The organism is Altererythrobacter sp. Z27, assembly GCF_052683155.1.
The window spans coordinates 1258778-1275392 of sequence record NZ_JBQYMC010000001.1; the positions used below are offsets into that span (position 1 = coordinate 1258778).

Below are 16615 nucleotides of genomic sequence, written 5' to 3' on the forward strand. Positions count from 1 at the left end.
AGGCAAGTAGTACACAAATCTTGTGGCGGGCGAGGTTGGCCCGGCATATTGCAACCCGCATGAACCGCAAACGCTTCCCACACTCCTTCCTTGCTGCCTTGCTTGCATTGATCGGCGGAGCCGCGGCCACTGCCGAACCGGCAGAAATCGATCTGTCGAACGACCCGAGCATCCTCCAGTTTCGTGCCTGGCAGGAAGCCCATGCCCTACCCGCAGTAGCATTGATCCCGGAAGGAGAGGCGCCGCGCGCTTCAGGGGGTAGCCGTATCGGTGGGGCCGTATGGCTGGCTGAGGGCGAGGCTTGGCCGCTCGACCGGGCTCGCAAACCAATGGTGTTCCTGGCGCAGGTCGATTTTGCGGAGATGCCGCCCTTGCCGGACTATCCAACGTCAGGTGTGCTGCAATTTTTCATCAGCCGCACCGGTGACCTGTATGGCATGGATTTCGAGAAGCCCGAGAATGGCGATTTTCGCGTGATCTACCGCGAGGTGATCAATGAACGGGGGCGACTGGTATTCGGCAGCACCAAAGGGATCCTGAAGTTCGACGACTACACGCCGATCTTTCCCGAAACGATTGCGAAGGGTGTGCGGCTCGTGCCCTATGCGACTCTACACAAGCCTTCGACAGATTCCTGGTTGATGGAACGTGATGCAGCGCAATTGCCGTCTGCCAACGAGAAGGATGCTTGGGACCGGATTTACAAATACGCCGACAGTCGATCAATCGAAGACGGATTTGGCCAGAGCCGGGTCGGCGGCCATCCGGAATTCACACAGAATGACTGGCGCATTCGGCCTGAGTATCAGGACGTTGACCGCGTGCTCCTGCAGCTATGGACCGATGATGAAAATTTGATGTGGGGCGACAGCGGCCAAGGCCAATTCATGATCCGGCGCGAAGACTTGCTGAAGCGGGACTTCAGCAAGGTCTTCTACCAGTGGGATTGCTACTAAGCGGTTTCGTGGACGGTCTTCGAGACCATGCAGGCGGTGACGCCTTCTGCGCCATCCTCGAGACCATAGCCCGACCATTTGATCCCGCCGAAGGGCGCGTCAGCCGCACTCACCGTGCCGCTGTTGATCGCGATCATGCCGGCCTCGATTTCGCTGGCGAGCCGCATCCGGCGCTTGGCATCCTGCGTCCAGGCATAGGCGGCAAGGCCATAGGGCAGCCTGTTGGCTTCCTCGAGCATCGCCGCTTCGCCCTTCATCGGGTTGATCAGGGCGACCGGGCCAAACGGCTCTTCGTTCATGATCGTCGCATCCACCGGCACTTCGCTCAGCACGGTCGGCTCGTGGAAGAATCCCTGGTTGCCGATGCGGTTGCCGCCTGCGCCCAGCTTTGCACCCTTGTCGAGCGCGTCGGCAAGCTTGGCCTGGATCCCGTCCGGACCGCGCTGGCTCGCCATCGGACCCATTTGCGTGTCCGCATCCATCCCGTTGCCGACCTTCACCGCCTTCGCACGCTCGATGAAGCCGTCGCGGAAGCGCTCGAACACATCTTCCTCTACCAGAAAGCGCGTCGGGCTGACGCAGACCTGCCCGGCATTGCGGTATTTGTTGCCCGCCATGGTATCGAGCGCCTTGTCGATATCGGCATCGTTGAAGATCAGCACCGGCCCGTGCCCGCCCAGCTCCATCGTGGTGCGCTTCATGTCTTCCGCCGCGAGCTTGGCGAGATGCTTGCCCACCGCGGTCGAGCCGGTGAAAGTGACCTTGCGGATGATCGGGCTGGCCAGCAGGTGCCGGCTGATCTCGTCGGGAACGCCGAATACGCATTGCAGCACATCGCCCGGAACGCCTGCGTCGAGCAGTGCCTGGACGATGCCGAGGCCGCCCGCGGGCGTCTCTTCCGACGGCTTGACGATCACCGGGCAACCCGCAGCGAGCGGTCCGCCGACCTTGCGCATGACGTTGAGCGCGGGGAAGTTCCATGCCGAGAAGCCCGCCACGGGGCCAACCGGCTCATGCCGCACCTCGACGCGCTGGCCATCGGGACGCACCAGCGTGCGGCCATAGAGCCGCTTGCATTCGCCCGCGTAGAATTCGAGCAACATGGCGCAATAGATCGTCTCGCCCACCGCTTCTTTGAACGGCTTGCCCTGCTCGCGCGTGATTGCGGCACCGATCACCGAGGCGCGTTCGCGGATCAGCGCCGCACCCTTGCGCAACACCGCCTCGCGCTCGTCGGCCGAGGTCGCGCGCCAGCGCCGGAAACCGTTCGCCGCCGCCTCGAGCGCAGCATCGAGATCGGCAGTAGTCGCCTTGGGAAGCGCAGCAATGGCTTCGCCCGTCGCAGGGTCGAGCACGTCGATCGTTTCGCGGCTCGGGCTGCCGATTTGCTCGCCTGCAACCAGCAGCTGAAGTTCGGGATAATTGCTCACATTGCCTCCTTCGACTCTTGGCGCCTTCCTTACCAGCCGCGCACAGCAGGTCCATGCCTAGACTCGGCGGACTGGCGAAATGCTTCCCGTAACAGCATGTTGTCTTGGCCCCGAAGGCCATCTATCCTGCACGGCGGTCGCATTGGAGAGGTGGAAACAGCTTGACCGACGTCTTCGTCTCCTATGCTCGCAGTACATATCCGCAGGCACGGCAGGTCGCCGACGCGCTGATTGCCGACGGCTACAAGGTCTGGATCGACGACGACCTGCCTGCGCATCGGGTGTTTTCGACCGTCATCGAGGAACGGCTGAACGAGGCCAAGGCCGTGCTGGTGCTGTGGAGCGAAAATGCACGGGCGTCGCGCTGGGTACCTGCCGAGGCCGACCTTGCGTTCAACGCCGACAAGCTGGTGCAGATGAGCATTGACGGCGTCCTGCCGCCCTTGCCGTTCAACCGCGTCCATTGCGAAATGGCCGCCGGATGGAATGGCGAGACCGATAGCCCTCAATGGCGCAAGGTTGCCGCCAGCATCGCCGCTCTCACTGGGACAAGGGGCGCAGCAAATCCGCGCCTTGCAGGAACCCTGCCGACGACGGGCTGGGTCATGCAAGAGCAAAGCGACCCGCTGCTTGCCATCCTGCCTTTCGACAATCTCTCCAGTGACGAGGAACTCACCTATTTTTGCGACGGCGTATCGGAGGAAATCCAGCGCACCGTCAGTGACGGGAGCAATCTGAGAGTAGTGGCCCGGTCATCCAGCTTCCAGTTTCGCGGCAGCGACAAGGATACCGCCAATGTTTCGGCCGCGCTGGGTGCATCGCACTTGCTCGATGGATCTGTCCGGCGTGGCGGGCAACGCTTGCGGATCAGCGCCGAACTGGTCGAGTGCCGATCGCTGCGCGTGCTGTGGGGCGACCGTTTCGACGGCGACTATGACGATGTCTTCGCGCTCCAGGAACGCATAGCCGAACAGGTCGCGAATGCGCTCAAGGTCGCGTTGGCGCGGCAAGCGGGAGACGTCAGCCTGTCCAATGATCTTTACGAGAAATTCCTGCGTGCGCGCGGCAAACTGGCCGAAGGCGACGCGACTTTCGACGATTCCGCCGAACGTGCCATTCCGCAGCTTGAGGAAGTGACCGGGGCTGCGCCCGATTTCGCACCCGCTTGGGAAATCCTCGCCTCGGCGCGGGCAGCCGCGCTTCGCTCGGGCCATTTCGAAGGCGACTATGCAACCCTGCGCGACGATGTGCTGGAAGCGGCGCATACTGCTCTAAGGCTCGATCCCAGGCGCGGGGGTGCATATCTCGCGCTGGCGCTGCTCGAGCCATGGGGAGCCTATCGCCAGCGCGAAAGGCTGCTGCTCAAGGCGCTTGAGCTGTCGCCCAACGATCCGGCCACGCTGACGGAAATCAGCGATTTCTACTGGAGCGTCGGTCGGTTCCGCGATGCGCTTTCGATGGCGCAAAAGGCGTGCGAGCTGAACCCGCTGATGCCCGCCGCGCGGCTCCATGTCGCGCAGATGCATGCCTATATTGGCGACTATGCCGGTTCCATTTCGATGACACGCGATCTGGCGCGGCGCTGGCCCGACAATGCAGGCATCCTGCTGTCATTGCTCAACACCGCTGGCACGCTCGGCTTCTGGGAGGCGCATGACGAAGCCGTGCGCGAAATCGATCGCTTTGACGGCTGGCAGGCGAAAGACATGCGCGCGGCGCGCGCATTCCATCATGCCCGGCGGACGATGGATCCTGACCTCATCGAACGCAGGATCGGCCGTTACAAGGAACTGCTCGAAGAAACCGGTACGATGCCGCTGAACATTGTCGTTTCGATTGCCGCGTTCAACCAGGTCGACCGTGCCCTCGATCTCGCCGAGAAGGCCTCCTACGACTATATTTTCGATCCCAAGGGCGATCGGCCCAGCCTCTATTACCCTGGAACCATCTTGGGCCCGTGGAGCGACGCGATGAAGCAGCCGCGCTTTGCCAGTTTGTGCGTGCGGCTCGGGCTGTCGCAATACTGGATCGAAACAGGCGCCTGGCCGGACTGCGTCGAATGGACGCCCTACGATTTCAAGGCCGAAGTACAGCGCGCGCATGAAGAAGCGCAGGCCGCGGGGTGAACAGGCGCTATTTCGCGCCCGCCGCTCCATAGGTATGTAGCGTCTCCAGGACTTCGAACAGGGCATCCGAAGTGAACGAGACAGCGAACTCGACGCGCTTTCTTTGCCTCTTCAGTTTCCAGTCGGCCTTTAAATCGCCCGGCGGAGGGGTTTTCCCTTCATGGCCGAAGCGCACCTTTTTACCGCTCGGTTCGGTCAGGCCGAACAATTGCTCGAACTGTTCCTTCATCGTGTCCGACCACATGAAGTCGAGTTCGATCTGGTCGCTCGAATAATAGATTACATCCTCGACATTCTTGCGAGTGACCTGGGAAGCGACAATGGCGCGATAGACCGCAGCGCGCATGTCGAACACGTCGCGAAACTGCTTGAGCGTATTGATTTCCATGCCGTGGCGGATGTTCGGAATGTTCGCCGTCTTCTCGCCCAGGAGTTCGAACTCGGCCAGCAATGTACCGGCAAAATCCCCCATCCCGTCCGCAAGGAAGATTTCGGCGAGGTCGATTGGCTTACCGCTCTTCCTCGGCTTGATCTCGATATGCAAAACCGCAAGGTCGCGCGCCTTGGTTCGAGGTGAAAACTTCGCAAATCCCTGGGTGGCCAGATCGATATGAAGGTGATCCGGCGTTTCCCCTTGCTGGAGTGTGATCTGGCCTACCTGCTTCTCGCTGCCCCAGATTTCCCGGCTGGAGAACATGACCGAACTGCTGTCGTCGAAATAGAACGGCTGAATCCACACGGGGTGGCCGCGCCCAAGCAAATTGTCCTTGGTCACTTCGTGGCGCGTGGCAGGGAAGGACCAATATATCTCCTTGTGCGCCAGCGTATCCCACCCTTCGACTCCTTTGCGCGCGCCGCTCGAGAAATTCGGGTGATCCGCCACCATCAGCAGGCCGTGCCCGGTCTGGTAGGAGCAAAGGTAGTGATAGGGCGAATAATCCGGGCCGGGCGAATTGAAACGCGTATCGAGGTAATTCTGCATGCAATTCAGATCTGTTTCGATAACGAAAGCCCATACCCGCGCGCCTTTGCTTATCCAGGGCGGGATCAGTTGCTGCGTCGTGAATGACTCGACGAATTTGGTCACGGCATCCTCCGCTTTCCGAAGAAGCCCTTGAGCGGCCGGAACCAGCGCGCGGACAGGTCGCTATGCGCCGGCCTGCCAACGATCCCATCTCCGCCCGTAATCGGAAATTCGTGCACGACGCGCATATGGTCGTAATCGATGTCCGCTTTGAACCGGAGCGCGGCGATGGGCTTGGCCTTGATCTTCTTCCCGCTCGGCGATGGGCCCACTTTCAGCAATACCTTGAGTATCTGGTGGAAGCTGCCCGTATCGCGGAACCTGATCTTGACGTTCTTCTCGTCATACAGCCGCAAGTCGCGCAGATTTCCGTATTGCGATCGGCACGAAACCAGCGCTTGGTAGATCGCGCGTTCGGGATACTTCGCATCACGATACTGCTTTAGCCCAAGCGAGCGCATCGCGGTGGGGAACAGGCCGGCCGATGCAAAATCGATGAAATTGCCAAAATCGCTCATGGTTGAAATGCCAAGGCTCGCAGCCGGGCTTTGGAACAGCGTTGCTAGCGATTTCTCAGGGGCCTTCTCGAGCCGAAATGTCGGCAGCGCCGGGCCGGTCTTGACCTTGAGGAACGTGTGCTCCTGCAGATACTCGCCAGGGTGGCCGGTTTTCCATCCTGGCATCCTGACCCGGCTCTGGAAGCTGTCAGGGTAATACCCCTCATCCATTTCGATCTTGGCCAGCAGTTTGCCCAGGCCCAGCATTTCACGGCCGCAGATGCACGACCAGGGCTTGTCGACGACAATGAACGGCAGCACGCATTCGATGTCGCTATTAGCGATCAGGCCCAACGGCCCATTGCCGTAACGAACGACCGGCAATGATACGAAGACCTCGCGCTGGGTGGTAATCCCGCGCTCCGGATAGGGGCATTCGCCGATGTCCTGTGGCTCGCGGTTAGAACTGATCATCTCTGGATAATCGAGAAAAAACAGCATGGCATATGGCCATGCCGCGGCCGGGCGATATTCGAAGCCGCGTTCGTCTCGCGTGCCAAGGTTGAGAAAGGTGTCACAGTAATTTTGTACCGCTTCGACCTGGGCCGGCCAGATGAAGGCGTTCACCGTCACATCGGGAAAGTGATACGGCGGCGGGACGTCCTGGCTGGATGAAGACTGGACATAAGGAATGGATGGGCGAACATGTTTCATGCGGCGCTGCTCCCTCTCGAAGGTTCGAACACACCGCCGCCGGATTGCTCGATGAAGGCCGAGCCGAACAGCGCCCCCGGCGTTTGGAAACCGGGCCGCGCGGCGCCGGCGAGGACGCGCCGAAGCGCCTCTGCGGCGACCAGCACGGTAGTGCCATAGCCGTCGCGCGTGTGCAGCCGCAGCTGGCGCGGACGGCGCCAGCGGTCGAGCGCTTCGACAACCATGATATAGCGCCCCTCTTCGCGAACCTTCGCGCCGGGGTCCTGCGGCCAGGCCTTTGAAATCGCACCACCTGCCGCGCGCCAAATGCCTGCCCCGGTGAGAGAGGCGTAGACTCCGGAAGCGCGCCAGCCCGCACGCTGCCACCACGGCAATTCGGAATAGACCTCGATATCGCCGACCCCGGTGGTGTGCTCGCCAGTCACGACATCGGCCCAGCTCATCGCAGTCGTCTCGCGCAAGCCTTCGCCGAAATCGAACGAGCGCGTAAGGCTGCCAAGCGGCACGCCCTTGAGCTTGCCCTTGCGGCGCACCATCACCTGCTTCTCGAACAAACGTGCCGCTGTCGCCGCGCTGCCGCGGCTCATTGCATGCGCACGGGAAATGCCCAGGCACAGCCGCACGGTATCGGGCCATTGTTCGATCGCGCGCTTGAGCAGGCAATCGCTGGCTGCGATCGTCAGCCCCAGCCCCGGCATCAGCATCGCTTTCGCCGTTCGGGCCTTCTCGCTCTCACCCATCAGAGCTTCGAACACCGGCCACTCGCCCCCGACATCGAGGTAGTGCGTGCCGCTGGCAATGCAGGCCTGCGCCAGCGGCATTGCCGTATCGGCATAGGGGCCCGCGGCGTTCAACAACACGGGGCAACCCTTGAGGCCAGCCACCACTGGCGCGGGATCCGCAAGGTCGAACGCGCGCCACGGCAATCGCAATTCATCACCAAGCTGCGCCAGCCGCTCTGCATTGCGCCCGGCCAGCACCAGCTCGATCGTTCCGGCAAGGTGCTGCGCGATTATCCGCCCGGTATATCCGGTCGCACCATATAGGAGTACCGGGCCGCTCATTTCCGGTCGAATATCCAACGCACCAGCCCCAAAAGGAAGGCACGGTTGTCGTCATGCGGGCAGCCCTCATAGGCGATTGCAAATTCTTCGAGTGCGCATCCTGCCAGCGCTGCAGCCACCCGCCGTGCATGGTCGACAGAACCCTTTCGATGCATCAGATCGGCGAGCCACAATACCTCGCCGTCCTTGCGCTGTTCGCGGCGCAACCGCAGCAAGGCATCGATCCGCTTGCGCTCCGCTGCTGTGGCATGCGCCCGCACATGGATCAGCATCAGCGTGCGCTTGGCTTCGTAGAGATCGCCGTTCTTCTCCTTGCCGTACCCCGGATCGTCCGAAAGATTGCGCAGGTCGTCCTCGATCTGGAATGCCACGCCCAGGAAATGGCCGAAGCGGATCACGCGCGCCGGATCGACTCTTCCGCGCGAACCGATGATCACGCCCAATTGCGCCGGCCAGATCATCCCCATCCACGCGGTCTTCTTGAGTGCCATGCGGATATAGTCGGCTTCAACCAAATCGGTGACGTTGCGGTCGCGCCAGCCAAGTTCGAGCGCCTGCCCCTCGGCGGTCTGGCGGGCCATCATCATGGTCGCTTCGATCACCTGTTCGGCGGCTTGCTGGCCGAGCGGACGGATCGACTCGAGCAAGGGCTGGAAGGCCGTGAACAACAAGGCATCACCGGCATTGATGGCCAGCGGCACGCCATGCATCGCATGCAGCGTGGGCTTGCCGCGACGCAGGTCGCTGCCGTCCTGGACATCGTCATGGATCAGCAGCGCATTGTGCAGCATTTCCACCGCCGCAGCGCAGCACACCGCTTCCTCGACCCGCCCGCCAAACAGGCAGGCATTGGCGATGCAGATCGCGGGGCGCATCATCTTGCCCCCGCGGCCGGGATATTCGTTCATCAGCGGATCGAGGAAGGGGGCAGGTGCCTCTGCTGAGAGATACCGCCTGAGCTCGGCGCGCGTGGCTTCTGCGTAATCGTCGAGCAATTGCTGGGGGAGACCGTCGGGCGGCGGCGCTTCGAAGCGATGTTCCCCCCGCGCCATCGCCTACTTGCCCAGTTCGATGACAAGTGCGCCCAGAGGCACGGTCTGATCCTTGGCAAAGACCAGCCCGCTATAGGCGCCGGGTGGCTGCCCCTTGGGCACGGCGATCGTCGCGATCACCCCGCCATGCGACAAATCCGCTTCGAATTCGATCTTGCCGATCGGAGCTGCCTTCCCGGCATTAGGCTGAAGCGGGGTGGCCGTAATTTGCCAGACGGCAGTCGGGTTATCCGGACGTGCCAGCATCGGGGTCAAAAGTTTCGCCTTATTGGTCCCGGTGAATTGGGCAGAAAGCGCCATGCCGCCAGCCGGGGGCGCAGAAGCAACCGGTGCGGCAGTGCGCGGCGCGCTCTGCATCAGCCCGCCCTCGATCGGCGTCGAATCCTCCGGATCGCCGGGCTTATAATCGCGGAATGGCGGGTTTGCGGCGGCGACTTCGCCCGGAGGAGGAGGGCCGCCGGTGGTAGGAATCTGGCGTACCAGCTGTTCGCACAGGTCAAGCGTCGTCGCGCTGAGCTGCCGCGCCAGCCCCAGCAGGTGCAGGGTCAATTTCTGCAGATCGTGCGGGACATCGCGGATATTGTATTCGCCCTGGCGGAAATGTTCGGCTGCCTGCCGACCCTGCGCAATGGTCTGCGACAGCACATCGTATCCTGACTTGACCGCTTCGGCCACGGCTTCGTCGATCGCCGCCTGCGGGCCATCATTGCGAGGCGGCGGTGGTGGGGGAGGAGGGGGAGGTGATGGTGGCGGCGGCGCAGACGCATTGCGACGTGCCGCAGCCTCTTCCTTGGCTGCCTTCCCCGAACGGTCCGGTCCCTTTCGCGTAGCCTTGGGGCGAACAATGCGCTTGGCAGGCGCGCTCTTGCCAGACGGTCCGGGCTTACGGGTGGTCATACGCGGTAATATCCTCCAGCCTGGGGGACCCGCACAGGGCATGTGCGGCCAAAAGCCCCGACATCACGGCACCTTCGACGCAACCCGAATGGAAACCGCTATCGGTCCAGTCGCCTGCAAGAGTCAAATTGTCATAGCTGCGGTCGAGTGGTGAAATGCGATGCCGCCAGCTGCCTGGCGTGTGAATTACATAGCGATCCGAAGGGTTTACATTCGCTTTCCAGAATTGCGTGGCGAAGCGGGCCGGGCCGGTAAGATCGGCGCCCGACGTCCCGTCATCGGCTGCCTTGAGAATCTCCCAACGGAAGTTCCCGTCTGCCTCGAATGCGCCGGGCCAAACAGCTCGGATCGGACCTTCGAGATAGTTTGCTGCATTTTCGCGCACTTCGTCGGTCCGCCGCTGAAGATAACCGATGTCGTCATCCGAAGGCGGCTCTGGCGGGTCGGGCAGAACTGCGCAGAAATAGACCGCCGTCGCCGGTGGCTCGGACCATACTTCTTCAGGCACCACATGAGCCATGTCGCACCAGGTATCGAATGGCTTGGCGAAGGCTCCGGTAATATAGGTCGGCCCGGGCCATCCGAGGGTTTCCAGATCCTCGGTCAGCCAGACCTGGAACGCTTGCGAGGCGACGCTGGCCACATTGGCGCACATGTCTCGCCACCGCTTGTCATGCGCCAGCAATTCGCTTGCAACGTGCGGCACCGCGCCGACGCCAACCGTCAACGCGACGAAGTCGAAGTCCTTGCCCACACGCAGGGTCTCTTCTTCCGCGCGCCTACGGTCCCAGTGCGATTCGAAGTTCCAGCCCTGTGCACGCATCCGGCTGCCTTGCAGCAGTTGATCGTAATCTGGTTCCGAAGGCCAGCACGGCTTGCCGTGCACCGGCACCAGCGGATCGTATTCGCGCCCGCGCTTGATCTTTGCCTGGACGTCGAAAGTCAGTGTGTCGATGTGATCCTTGGAACTTGCTAGCCCCATGTTGGTGAGTCGGTGGAAGAATTCGAACTTTACCCCGCGCGCCTTCATCGCGGTGTAGAGCGGCGCAAAGACGACATCGCCCATCCCCGCCCGCATCCGCCACATGAAAGCGCCGCGATAGCCGAAAAATGTGCGCAAGGTCCCGCGCAACCCCTGCCCCGCCGAAAGCGCAGGCCGGTCGGGGTCGCCATTCTCATAGCCCATCGACAGGTCGTATAAGCCGCGCAGGAAGGGTGATTGCAGCGCGCGCACCGATGCGCCGTTGATCCGCATCCATTCGCGGCACTCGTAATCGTCGATCGCGTCGAGCCCGCGTGGATCGGCCATCACGCCATAGCGCATCAGCCCGGTGATCGTCGCGAGTGTAAGGTCGGCGACTTCCCACATAAAGCGGTTGGGATCATTCGCGATCCAGCGATCCTCAACCCATTGCCGCAAGCGCCCCAACAATCCGTCGGCGGCCCGCATCAGACCGTCTGCACCTTGCGGCGTGACTGATCGAAGAAGTGCTGCAAGCACACCCAGTCCTTCGGCCAGAGTGGCCGCACCGGCAAAGGTGCCCAAGCGGGCCAGATAGGCGAGCCGCGCGACGACATCGCCTTCCGGTGGGCGCTCGAAGCCGGAAAGGACGGTTGCGCCATCGCGGCTGGTGTCCATGATCAGCGCCCGGAACAGCTCAAAGGCGCGCGCCATATAGTAGGGCAGAGTGAACACGACGTCTGGCGGCAACGGATCGCCGGGCAACCCGTCGCGCGGGGGCATGTGCACCGCCCATTTCTCGAACCCGCCACCTTCGCGCGGCGAACACAGTGCAATGTCGTTCTCGGGCGTCCATGCTTCGCGCCAATCGCCGTAAAGCGCGCCCTTGCCTGCCGATTCTAGCTCGGCATGGCATTCGCGCATCATGCGGAAGGCGTTGTCGTAGAAGCCCAGCCAGATATGCAGGCCGTGCTCCTCGATCCGCCCGCTGGGACCGCGCCCAGACGCCCCCTTGCCGCCCAGCCGCCAGCCTTCCTGGTAGATGGTAACTTCGTAGCGATCTTGCAGTTCACGGCGGGAAAGTTGCCAGGCCAGAGCCATGGCCGCACAGCCGCCGCCGATAACGGCGACACGTGTCTTTCGTGTCGCCACCTAGCAGCCAAGCCCGGGCGCTGTGCCCAAGCCGCGAACTCTTGTCATGAAAGACAATTCTGCCATCGCTCCCCCCGGAGCGGGCATAACATACCATCCGCCAAACTATTGCAAGCATTCGACATCGCAGGACTTATGTGTCGAGCGCATGCCGCACCATCAACAGGAGCGTTCGGCTTTCGAGCATGGCGCTTGCGCGCCGCTTGCCTACTTTTTCTTGTGCTTGCGCGAATTGTTCCAGCCGTCGAGGTGCCAGAACTTCTCCATGTAGAGATAGGTCATCGAGGCGGTCCAGCCGACCATCACCAGTCCGTTGAGCGCTTCCGTTCCGCTAATCACACGCAGCTCGCCGGTGGGAACGAGGTCGCCGATCCCGAGCGTGGTATAGCTTGTGATCGAGAAATAGAACGCGTCCTCGAGATTATGCCCGCGGTCGCCGTCGATCGTGCCGAACCCGCCAAAATCTTCGAGGAACAGGAAAGTCATCGCATAAAGCAGCACATGCAGCAGGTGCGAAGCGAGCGCCGCAGTAAGGATGATGATGATCCGCATGCGCCCCGGAATCTTGAGGTGCGTGAGCCGCAGCGAGGTTACTCTCAAAACCTCGTAATGAATCGCGATCGTGGCCGCGATAAGTAACAAAGCGATCAGAGCGGTTTGCATGGAGCGCGTGCATCGCAAGACGCGCGAAAAAGGGCAAGCTGTTTGATCAATCGCGAGACTGGGTTATGGGACCTCTATGGACGTGTTGAAAAGCGCTGCACCCTCGAGTTTCTGCGACACCTGCACGGTGCGCAACCGGGCGATCTGCTCGGATCTGAGCCGTGACGAACTCAATGCGCTCAACAGTATCGGCCGCCAGCGCAAGCTGCGCGCAGGCGAACAGCTGATCTGGGAAGGCGATGAAGCCGTGCTGGTCGCCAATGTGATCGACGGGCTGTTGAAGCTTTCGAGCCAGACTTCGGATGGGCGCGAGCAGATCCTAGGCATTGCATACCCGTCGGATTTCCTCGGTCGACCCTTCGGCGGCTCGACCCCCTATGGCGTCGAAGCGCTGACGGAAGCGCAGGTCTGCGTGTTCGAGCGGCGCGACTTCGACCGGTTCGCGCGCGAACACCCGCGGCTCGAGCACAAACTGCTCGAACGAACGCTGTCGGAACTGGACCGAACGCGAAAGTGGATGCTCCTGCTGGGGCGTATGAACGCCGAACAGAAGATCGCCAGCTTCCTGTTACAGGTCGCCGATCGCGCCGGAGAAAGCGATTCGGGCGAGGAAGATCGCATCACCTTCGACCTGCAGCTCTCTCGCCAGCAGATCGCCGACGTCCTGGGGCTGACGATCGAAACAGTCAGCCGGCAGATGACGCGCATGAAATCGCAAGGGCTGATCGACCTGCCCTCGCGCAGGACGGTCACGATCCTCGACCGCTATGCGCTCGAGGATCGTGCCGAATAGTTTTGATGGCGCTGCGCGTCAGAACGTGAAGCTTACACCCGCGCTCAGCACCCAGGGATCGAGCTTGTGCTCGGTCTGGATCACGGTGGTGCTGCCTGCACGCCAGGTTGCAGTCGTGTCGACGAAGTAGCGCTTGGCGTCGAGGCTCAGGCCAAAGCCATTGTCCGACAGCGGAATGTCGATGCCGGCCTGAAGGACGAAGCCAAACTCGTTCGAAAGATCGGTGTCGGTCACGTTGAACGGAGCGGGCGTGGTCGCCGCGCCGGGCTTGTCGCTGACCCACAGGAAGTAGGTCGCCCCGGCGCCGACATAGGGCTTAACGCCGCCGGCATCGAAATGATACTTGGCGGTGAAGGTCGCCGGAATAACGCGCGCGTTCGAAACCAGTTCGGCGCCCGGCAGCCCGGTGGTGCCGTCGACATCGTGCTGTGTCATGCAGCAGATGGTTTCGACCGAGAAATTGTTTGTGAAGAAATATTCGATCGCGACGGTCGGCACGACATTGTCATTGGCCGCGGTCTGGGTGCCATTGGGAAGGCCCGGATCAACTTTGACGTCGGTAATCTTGCCGTCAGGCAGGACTGCGGTGCCGAGCAGCTTGACCTGGATGTCGCCCGTGCGATCGTCCTGCGCCATTGCGGGGCTGGACAGCACTGCCAGCGCGGCGGTGGAAGCAATCAGTAGGATCTTCATCTGTCATATTCCTAAGCTGCAGCGGCCACCCCTTGCGGCCCAGGATTTTTGCAGCTTGGGCGAATCAATAGTGGCACCAGTGACCTCCATTCATTGATCCTGATCAAAGACTAATCCCGGTCGATGCAGCACAAGCGCTCCAGTCACCAAAGCGGAGTGCCCGTGCCAGTTTCATCATTCGAGAGGTTTCGCAGGTCGATCCTGTCGCGCTGCCAATCGCGCGATCTGCCTGTTCGCCTGTCCGAAATCAGCGAATTCAGGCGGGCAAGTCGCGGCCACGAAATCATGCTCGATCCCAACGTCGACCAGTTGGTGTTCCTGGCCGATGGCGCGACCAAGCTGGTGGTGCAGATGCCCGATGGCAGCGAGCAGGTCCTTGCATTCCACTTTGCCGGGGACATGGTCCATGTTCCCCATCGGGAAGGCGACCGGCTGCAGTTGGTGGCACTTGACGATTGCCGCGCAATCTCGTTTCCTGCCAATGCTTTCCTTGACGCTGCCGAGAAGGAACCTGAAGTTTTGCGCACCATCCTGGCCCGGTCCCTGCTTGCGCTTCAGCGCAGCCGCAACAAGGCCATCCGGCTCGGGCGCAAAGCCGCGCAGGAGCGAATCGCAGACTTCCTGCTGGCGATGGCCGAACGTATCGGCATTCCCGATGGCACGGACATTCGGATCGACCTGCCCATGTCGCGCCGTGACATCGGCAACAGCCTTGGTCTTACGATTGAAACCGTCAGCCGCCAGTTCACCGAATTGCGCGACAGCCATTTGATCGCGACTTCGGGCCGGTCGCTAGTCTGGCTTCATGATCTGGACGGGCTTGCAGTACGGGCGGGGCAAATCGCTTCACAGAAAGTCGAAACCGAAAATTGCGCAACATCAAACAAAGACCTAGCATCGCCGACTATGGTCGGGTGAGTAACGGGGGTTGAACCAATGCAAGCTGTTTTAGGCCGTATCGGCATCTGGTCCGTCGTCCTGCTAGCCGCGATCGCTGCGATCGTAGGGGCGAAGGACGCGGCATTTGCCGTTCACATGACGATCGTCGCAATCGTCGCCTTCATCTTTATCGTAGTGACCGCAAGGCAATACGATCCGCTGGCGAAGGCGCAGAGCATCTTCCGCATGCCGGAAGGGCCCTCGCGCTATGACGACGACACCATCCGCTGGGGTGTCATCGCGACCATTTTCTGGGGCATGGCCGGTTTCCTCGTCGGCGTATTCATCGCGCTGCAGCTGGTCTTCCCGCAGCTCAACCTCGAACCCTGGTTCAACTTCGGGCGCTTGCGGCCGCTGCATACCTCTGCGGTGATCTTTGCGTTCGGCGGCAATGCCCTGATCGCGACAAGCTTCTATGTCGTGCAGCGCACCTGCCGCGCCACGCTGGCCTTTCCCTCGCTCGCCCGTTTCGTGTTCTGGGGTTACCAGCTGTTCATCGTGCTGGCGGCGACCGGATATTTGCTCGGGGTGACCCAGTCGAAGGAATATGCCGAACCCGAATGGTATGTCGACCTGTGGTTGACGCTGGTCTGGGTGGCCTATTTCATCGTCTTCGTCGGCACGATCGTGAAGCGCCATGAGCCGCATATCTATGTGGCAAACTGGTTCTACCTCGCTTTCATCATCACCATCGCCATGCTGCACATTGTCAACAATCTGGCGATGCCGGTCAGCCTTCTCGGCTCGCGCAGCTACAGCGCCTTTGCCGGGGTACAGGACGCGCTGACGCAGTGGTGGTACGGCCACAACGCCGTGGGCTTCTTCCTGACTGCCGGCTTCCTGGCGATGATGTATTACTTCGTGCCCAAGCAGGCGCAGCGGCCGGTCTATTCCTACCGCTTGTCGATCATCCACTTCTGGAGCCTGATCTTCCTCTACATCTGGGCCGGGCCGCACCACTTGCACTACACCGCCCTGCCCGACTGGGCGCAGACGCTGGGCATGGTGTTCTCGATCATGCTGTGGATGCCCAGCTGGGGCGGCATGATCAATGGCCTGATGACGCTCAACGGCGCGTGGGACAAGGTTCGCACCGATCCGATCATCCGCATGATGGTGATGGCGCTGGCCTTCTACGGAATGAGCACGTTCGAAGGCCCGATGATGAGCATCAAGGCTGTGAACAGCCTGTCGCACTATACCGACTGGACCATCGGCCACGTCCATTCCGGCGCGCTGGGTTGGAACGGCATGATCACCTTCGCCTGCATCTACTTCCTCGTCCCGCGGCTGTGGCAGCGCGAACGGATGTATTCGCTGAGGATGATCAACTGGCACTTCTGGCTCGCGAGCGCTGGCATCGTATTCTATGCGGCCAGCATGTGGGTGGCAGGCATCACCCAGGGCCTGATGTGGCGCGAATATGGCGCTGACGGCTATCTGGTGAACAGCTTTGCCGACACGGTTGCCGCGCTGAAACCGATGTACAGCCTGCGCGTCTTCGGCGGCCTGCTCTACTTCGCCGGTGCCGCAGTGCTCGTCTACAACGTCTGGATGACGCTGCTCGGCAAGCTTCGCGACGAAGCGCCGATGGCTGTGACGCCGCATGACGAGAACGCCGACCGTCCTGTCAACGCAGTTCCGGCCGAATAGG

Annotated in this window: 13 protein-coding genes and 1 pseudogene; 5 read left to right on the top strand and 9 right to left on the bottom strand. The window is 61.6% G+C overall.

The genetic code is table 11. The annotated features are described in order from the left end of the window. The first annotated feature begins 59 nt into the window (after positions 1–59). Positions 60–956, top strand: coding sequence for a YwqG family protein (locus tag ACUJ47_RS06220; protein ID WP_445537546.1), 897 nt, complete (start codon positions 60–62; stop codon positions 954–956). On the opposite strand, the gene ACUJ47_RS06225 is transcribed toward ACUJ47_RS06220, so the two are convergent. Continuing rightward, on the bottom strand, positions 953–2386 hold the full coding sequence (locus tag ACUJ47_RS06225) for an NAD-dependent succinate-semialdehyde dehydrogenase (RefSeq protein WP_445537547.1): 1434 nt from the start codon (positions 2384–2386) through the stop codon (positions 953–955). The genes ACUJ47_RS06220 and ACUJ47_RS06225 overlap by 4 nt on opposite strands. A 161-nt stretch (positions 2387–2547) precedes the next feature. Here ACUJ47_RS06225 and ACUJ47_RS06230 point away from each other — a divergent pair, with 161 nt between their 5' ends. Then, on the top strand, positions 2548–4512 hold the full coding sequence (locus ACUJ47_RS06230; RefSeq protein WP_445537548.1) for a TIR domain-containing protein: 1965 nt from the start codon (positions 2548–2550) through the stop codon (positions 4510–4512). 7 nt (positions 4513–4519) lie between these two features. Here ACUJ47_RS06230 and ACUJ47_RS06235 read toward each other — a convergent pair whose 3' ends face one another. From ACUJ47_RS06235 to ACUJ47_RS06265, 7 genes and pseudogenes are all read right to left on the bottom strand, one after another. Further along, positions 4520–5494: a hypothetical protein gene (locus ACUJ47_RS06235; protein WP_445537549.1), complete on the bottom strand. Its 975-nt coding sequence runs from the start codon at positions 5492–5494 to the stop codon at positions 4520–4522. Between the two features lie 101 nt (positions 5495–5595). After that, positions 5596–6747: a hypothetical protein gene (locus ACUJ47_RS06240; RefSeq protein WP_445537550.1), complete on the bottom strand. Its 1152-nt coding sequence runs from the start codon at positions 6745–6747 to the stop codon at positions 5596–5598. A gap of 716 nt (positions 6748–7463) precedes the next feature. After that, a pseudogene (locus ACUJ47_RS06245) lies at positions 7464–7811 on the bottom strand (saccharopine dehydrogenase NADP-binding domain-containing protein); the annotation flags it as partial. Continuing rightward, complete coding sequence (locus ACUJ47_RS06250) at positions 7808–8863, bottom strand: polyprenyl synthetase family protein (protein ID WP_445537551.1); 1056 nt, start codon at positions 8861–8863, stop codon at positions 7808–7810. The gene ACUJ47_RS06250 and the pseudogene ACUJ47_RS06245, both read right to left, overlap by 4 nt. A gap of 3 nt (positions 8864–8866) precedes the next feature. Then, positions 8867–9760: a hypothetical protein gene (locus ACUJ47_RS06255; protein WP_445537552.1), complete on the bottom strand. Its 894-nt coding sequence runs from the start codon at positions 9758–9760 to the stop codon at positions 8867–8869. Beyond that, positions 9747–11873 carry an FAD-dependent oxidoreductase gene (locus ACUJ47_RS06260; RefSeq protein ID WP_445537553.1) on the bottom strand — a complete coding sequence of 709 codons (2127 nt, stop codon included), beginning with the start codon at positions 11871–11873 and terminating at the stop codon, positions 9747–9749. Before ACUJ47_RS06260 ends, ACUJ47_RS06255 begins: the two co-directional genes overlap by 14 nt. 207 nt (positions 11874–12080) lie before the next feature. Then, positions 12081–12536: a potassium channel family protein gene (locus tag ACUJ47_RS06265; RefSeq protein WP_445537554.1), complete on the bottom strand. Its 456-nt coding sequence runs from the start codon at positions 12534–12536 to the stop codon at positions 12081–12083. A gap of 76 nt (positions 12537–12612) precedes the next feature. Here ACUJ47_RS06265 and ACUJ47_RS06270 point away from each other — a divergent pair, with 76 nt between their 5' ends. Next, positions 12613–13329 (top strand): Crp/Fnr family transcriptional regulator, encoded by a 717-nt coding sequence (locus ACUJ47_RS06270; RefSeq protein WP_445537555.1) that lies wholly within the window; start codon positions 12613–12615, stop codon positions 13327–13329. 18 nt (positions 13330–13347) lie between these two features. On the opposite strand, the gene ACUJ47_RS06275 is transcribed toward ACUJ47_RS06270, so the two are convergent. Further along, positions 13348–14022: an OmpW/AlkL family protein gene (locus tag ACUJ47_RS06275; protein WP_445537556.1), complete on the bottom strand. Its 675-nt coding sequence runs from the start codon at positions 14020–14022 to the stop codon at positions 13348–13350. 285 nt (positions 14023–14307) lie between these two features. Between ACUJ47_RS06275 and ACUJ47_RS06280 the strand changes: the two genes are divergently transcribed. Both ACUJ47_RS06280 and ccoN read left to right on the top strand, forming a co-directional pair. Next, complete coding sequence (locus ACUJ47_RS06280) at positions 14308–14940, top strand: helix-turn-helix domain-containing protein (protein ID WP_445537557.1); 633 nt, start codon at positions 14308–14310, stop codon at positions 14938–14940. An 18-nt stretch (positions 14941–14958) separates the two neighbouring features. Next, on the top strand, positions 14959–16614 hold the full coding sequence (gene ccoN, locus ACUJ47_RS06285) for a cytochrome-c oxidase, cbb3-type subunit I (RefSeq protein WP_445537558.1): 1656 nt from the start codon (positions 14959–14961) through the stop codon (positions 16612–16614). Position 16615: the final 1 nt, after the last annotated feature.

Excerpts from the sequence above, each read along its gene's own strand:
- ACUJ47_RS06220 (WP_445537546.1), top strand. The coding sequence starts at position 60 with ATGAACCGCAAACGCTTCCCACACTCCTTCCTTGCTGCCTTGCTTGCA.
- ACUJ47_RS06235 (WP_445537549.1), bottom strand. The coding sequence starts at position 5,494 with ATGCAGAATTACCTCGATACGCGTTTCAATTCGCCCGGCCCGGATTAT.
- ACUJ47_RS06240 (WP_445537550.1), bottom strand. The coding sequence starts at position 6,747 with ATGAAACATGTTCGCCCATCCATTCCTTATGTCCAGTCTTCATCCAGC.
- ACUJ47_RS06250 (WP_445537551.1), bottom strand. The coding sequence starts at position 8,863 with ATGGCGCGGGGGGAACATCGCTTCGAAGCGCCGCCGCCCGACGGTCTC.
- ACUJ47_RS06255 (WP_445537552.1), bottom strand. The coding sequence starts at position 9,760 with ATGACCACCCGTAAGCCCGGACCGTCTGGCAAGAGCGCGCCTGCCAAG.
- ACUJ47_RS06265 (WP_445537554.1), bottom strand. The coding sequence starts at position 12,536 with ATGCAAACCGCTCTGATCGCTTTGTTACTTATCGCGGCCACGATCGCG.
- ACUJ47_RS06270 (WP_445537555.1), top strand. The coding sequence starts at position 12,613 with ATGGACGTGTTGAAAAGCGCTGCACCCTCGAGTTTCTGCGACACCTGC.
- ACUJ47_RS06275 (WP_445537556.1), bottom strand. The coding sequence starts at position 14,022 with ATGAAGATCCTACTGATTGCTTCCACCGCCGCGCTGGCAGTGCTGTCC.
- ACUJ47_RS06280 (WP_445537557.1), top strand. The coding sequence starts at position 14,308 with ATGCTCGATCCCAACGTCGACCAGTTGGTGTTCCTGGCCGATGGCGCG.
- ccoN (WP_445537558.1), top strand. The coding sequence starts at position 14,959 with ATGCAAGCTGTTTTAGGCCGTATCGGCATCTGGTCCGTCGTCCTGCTA.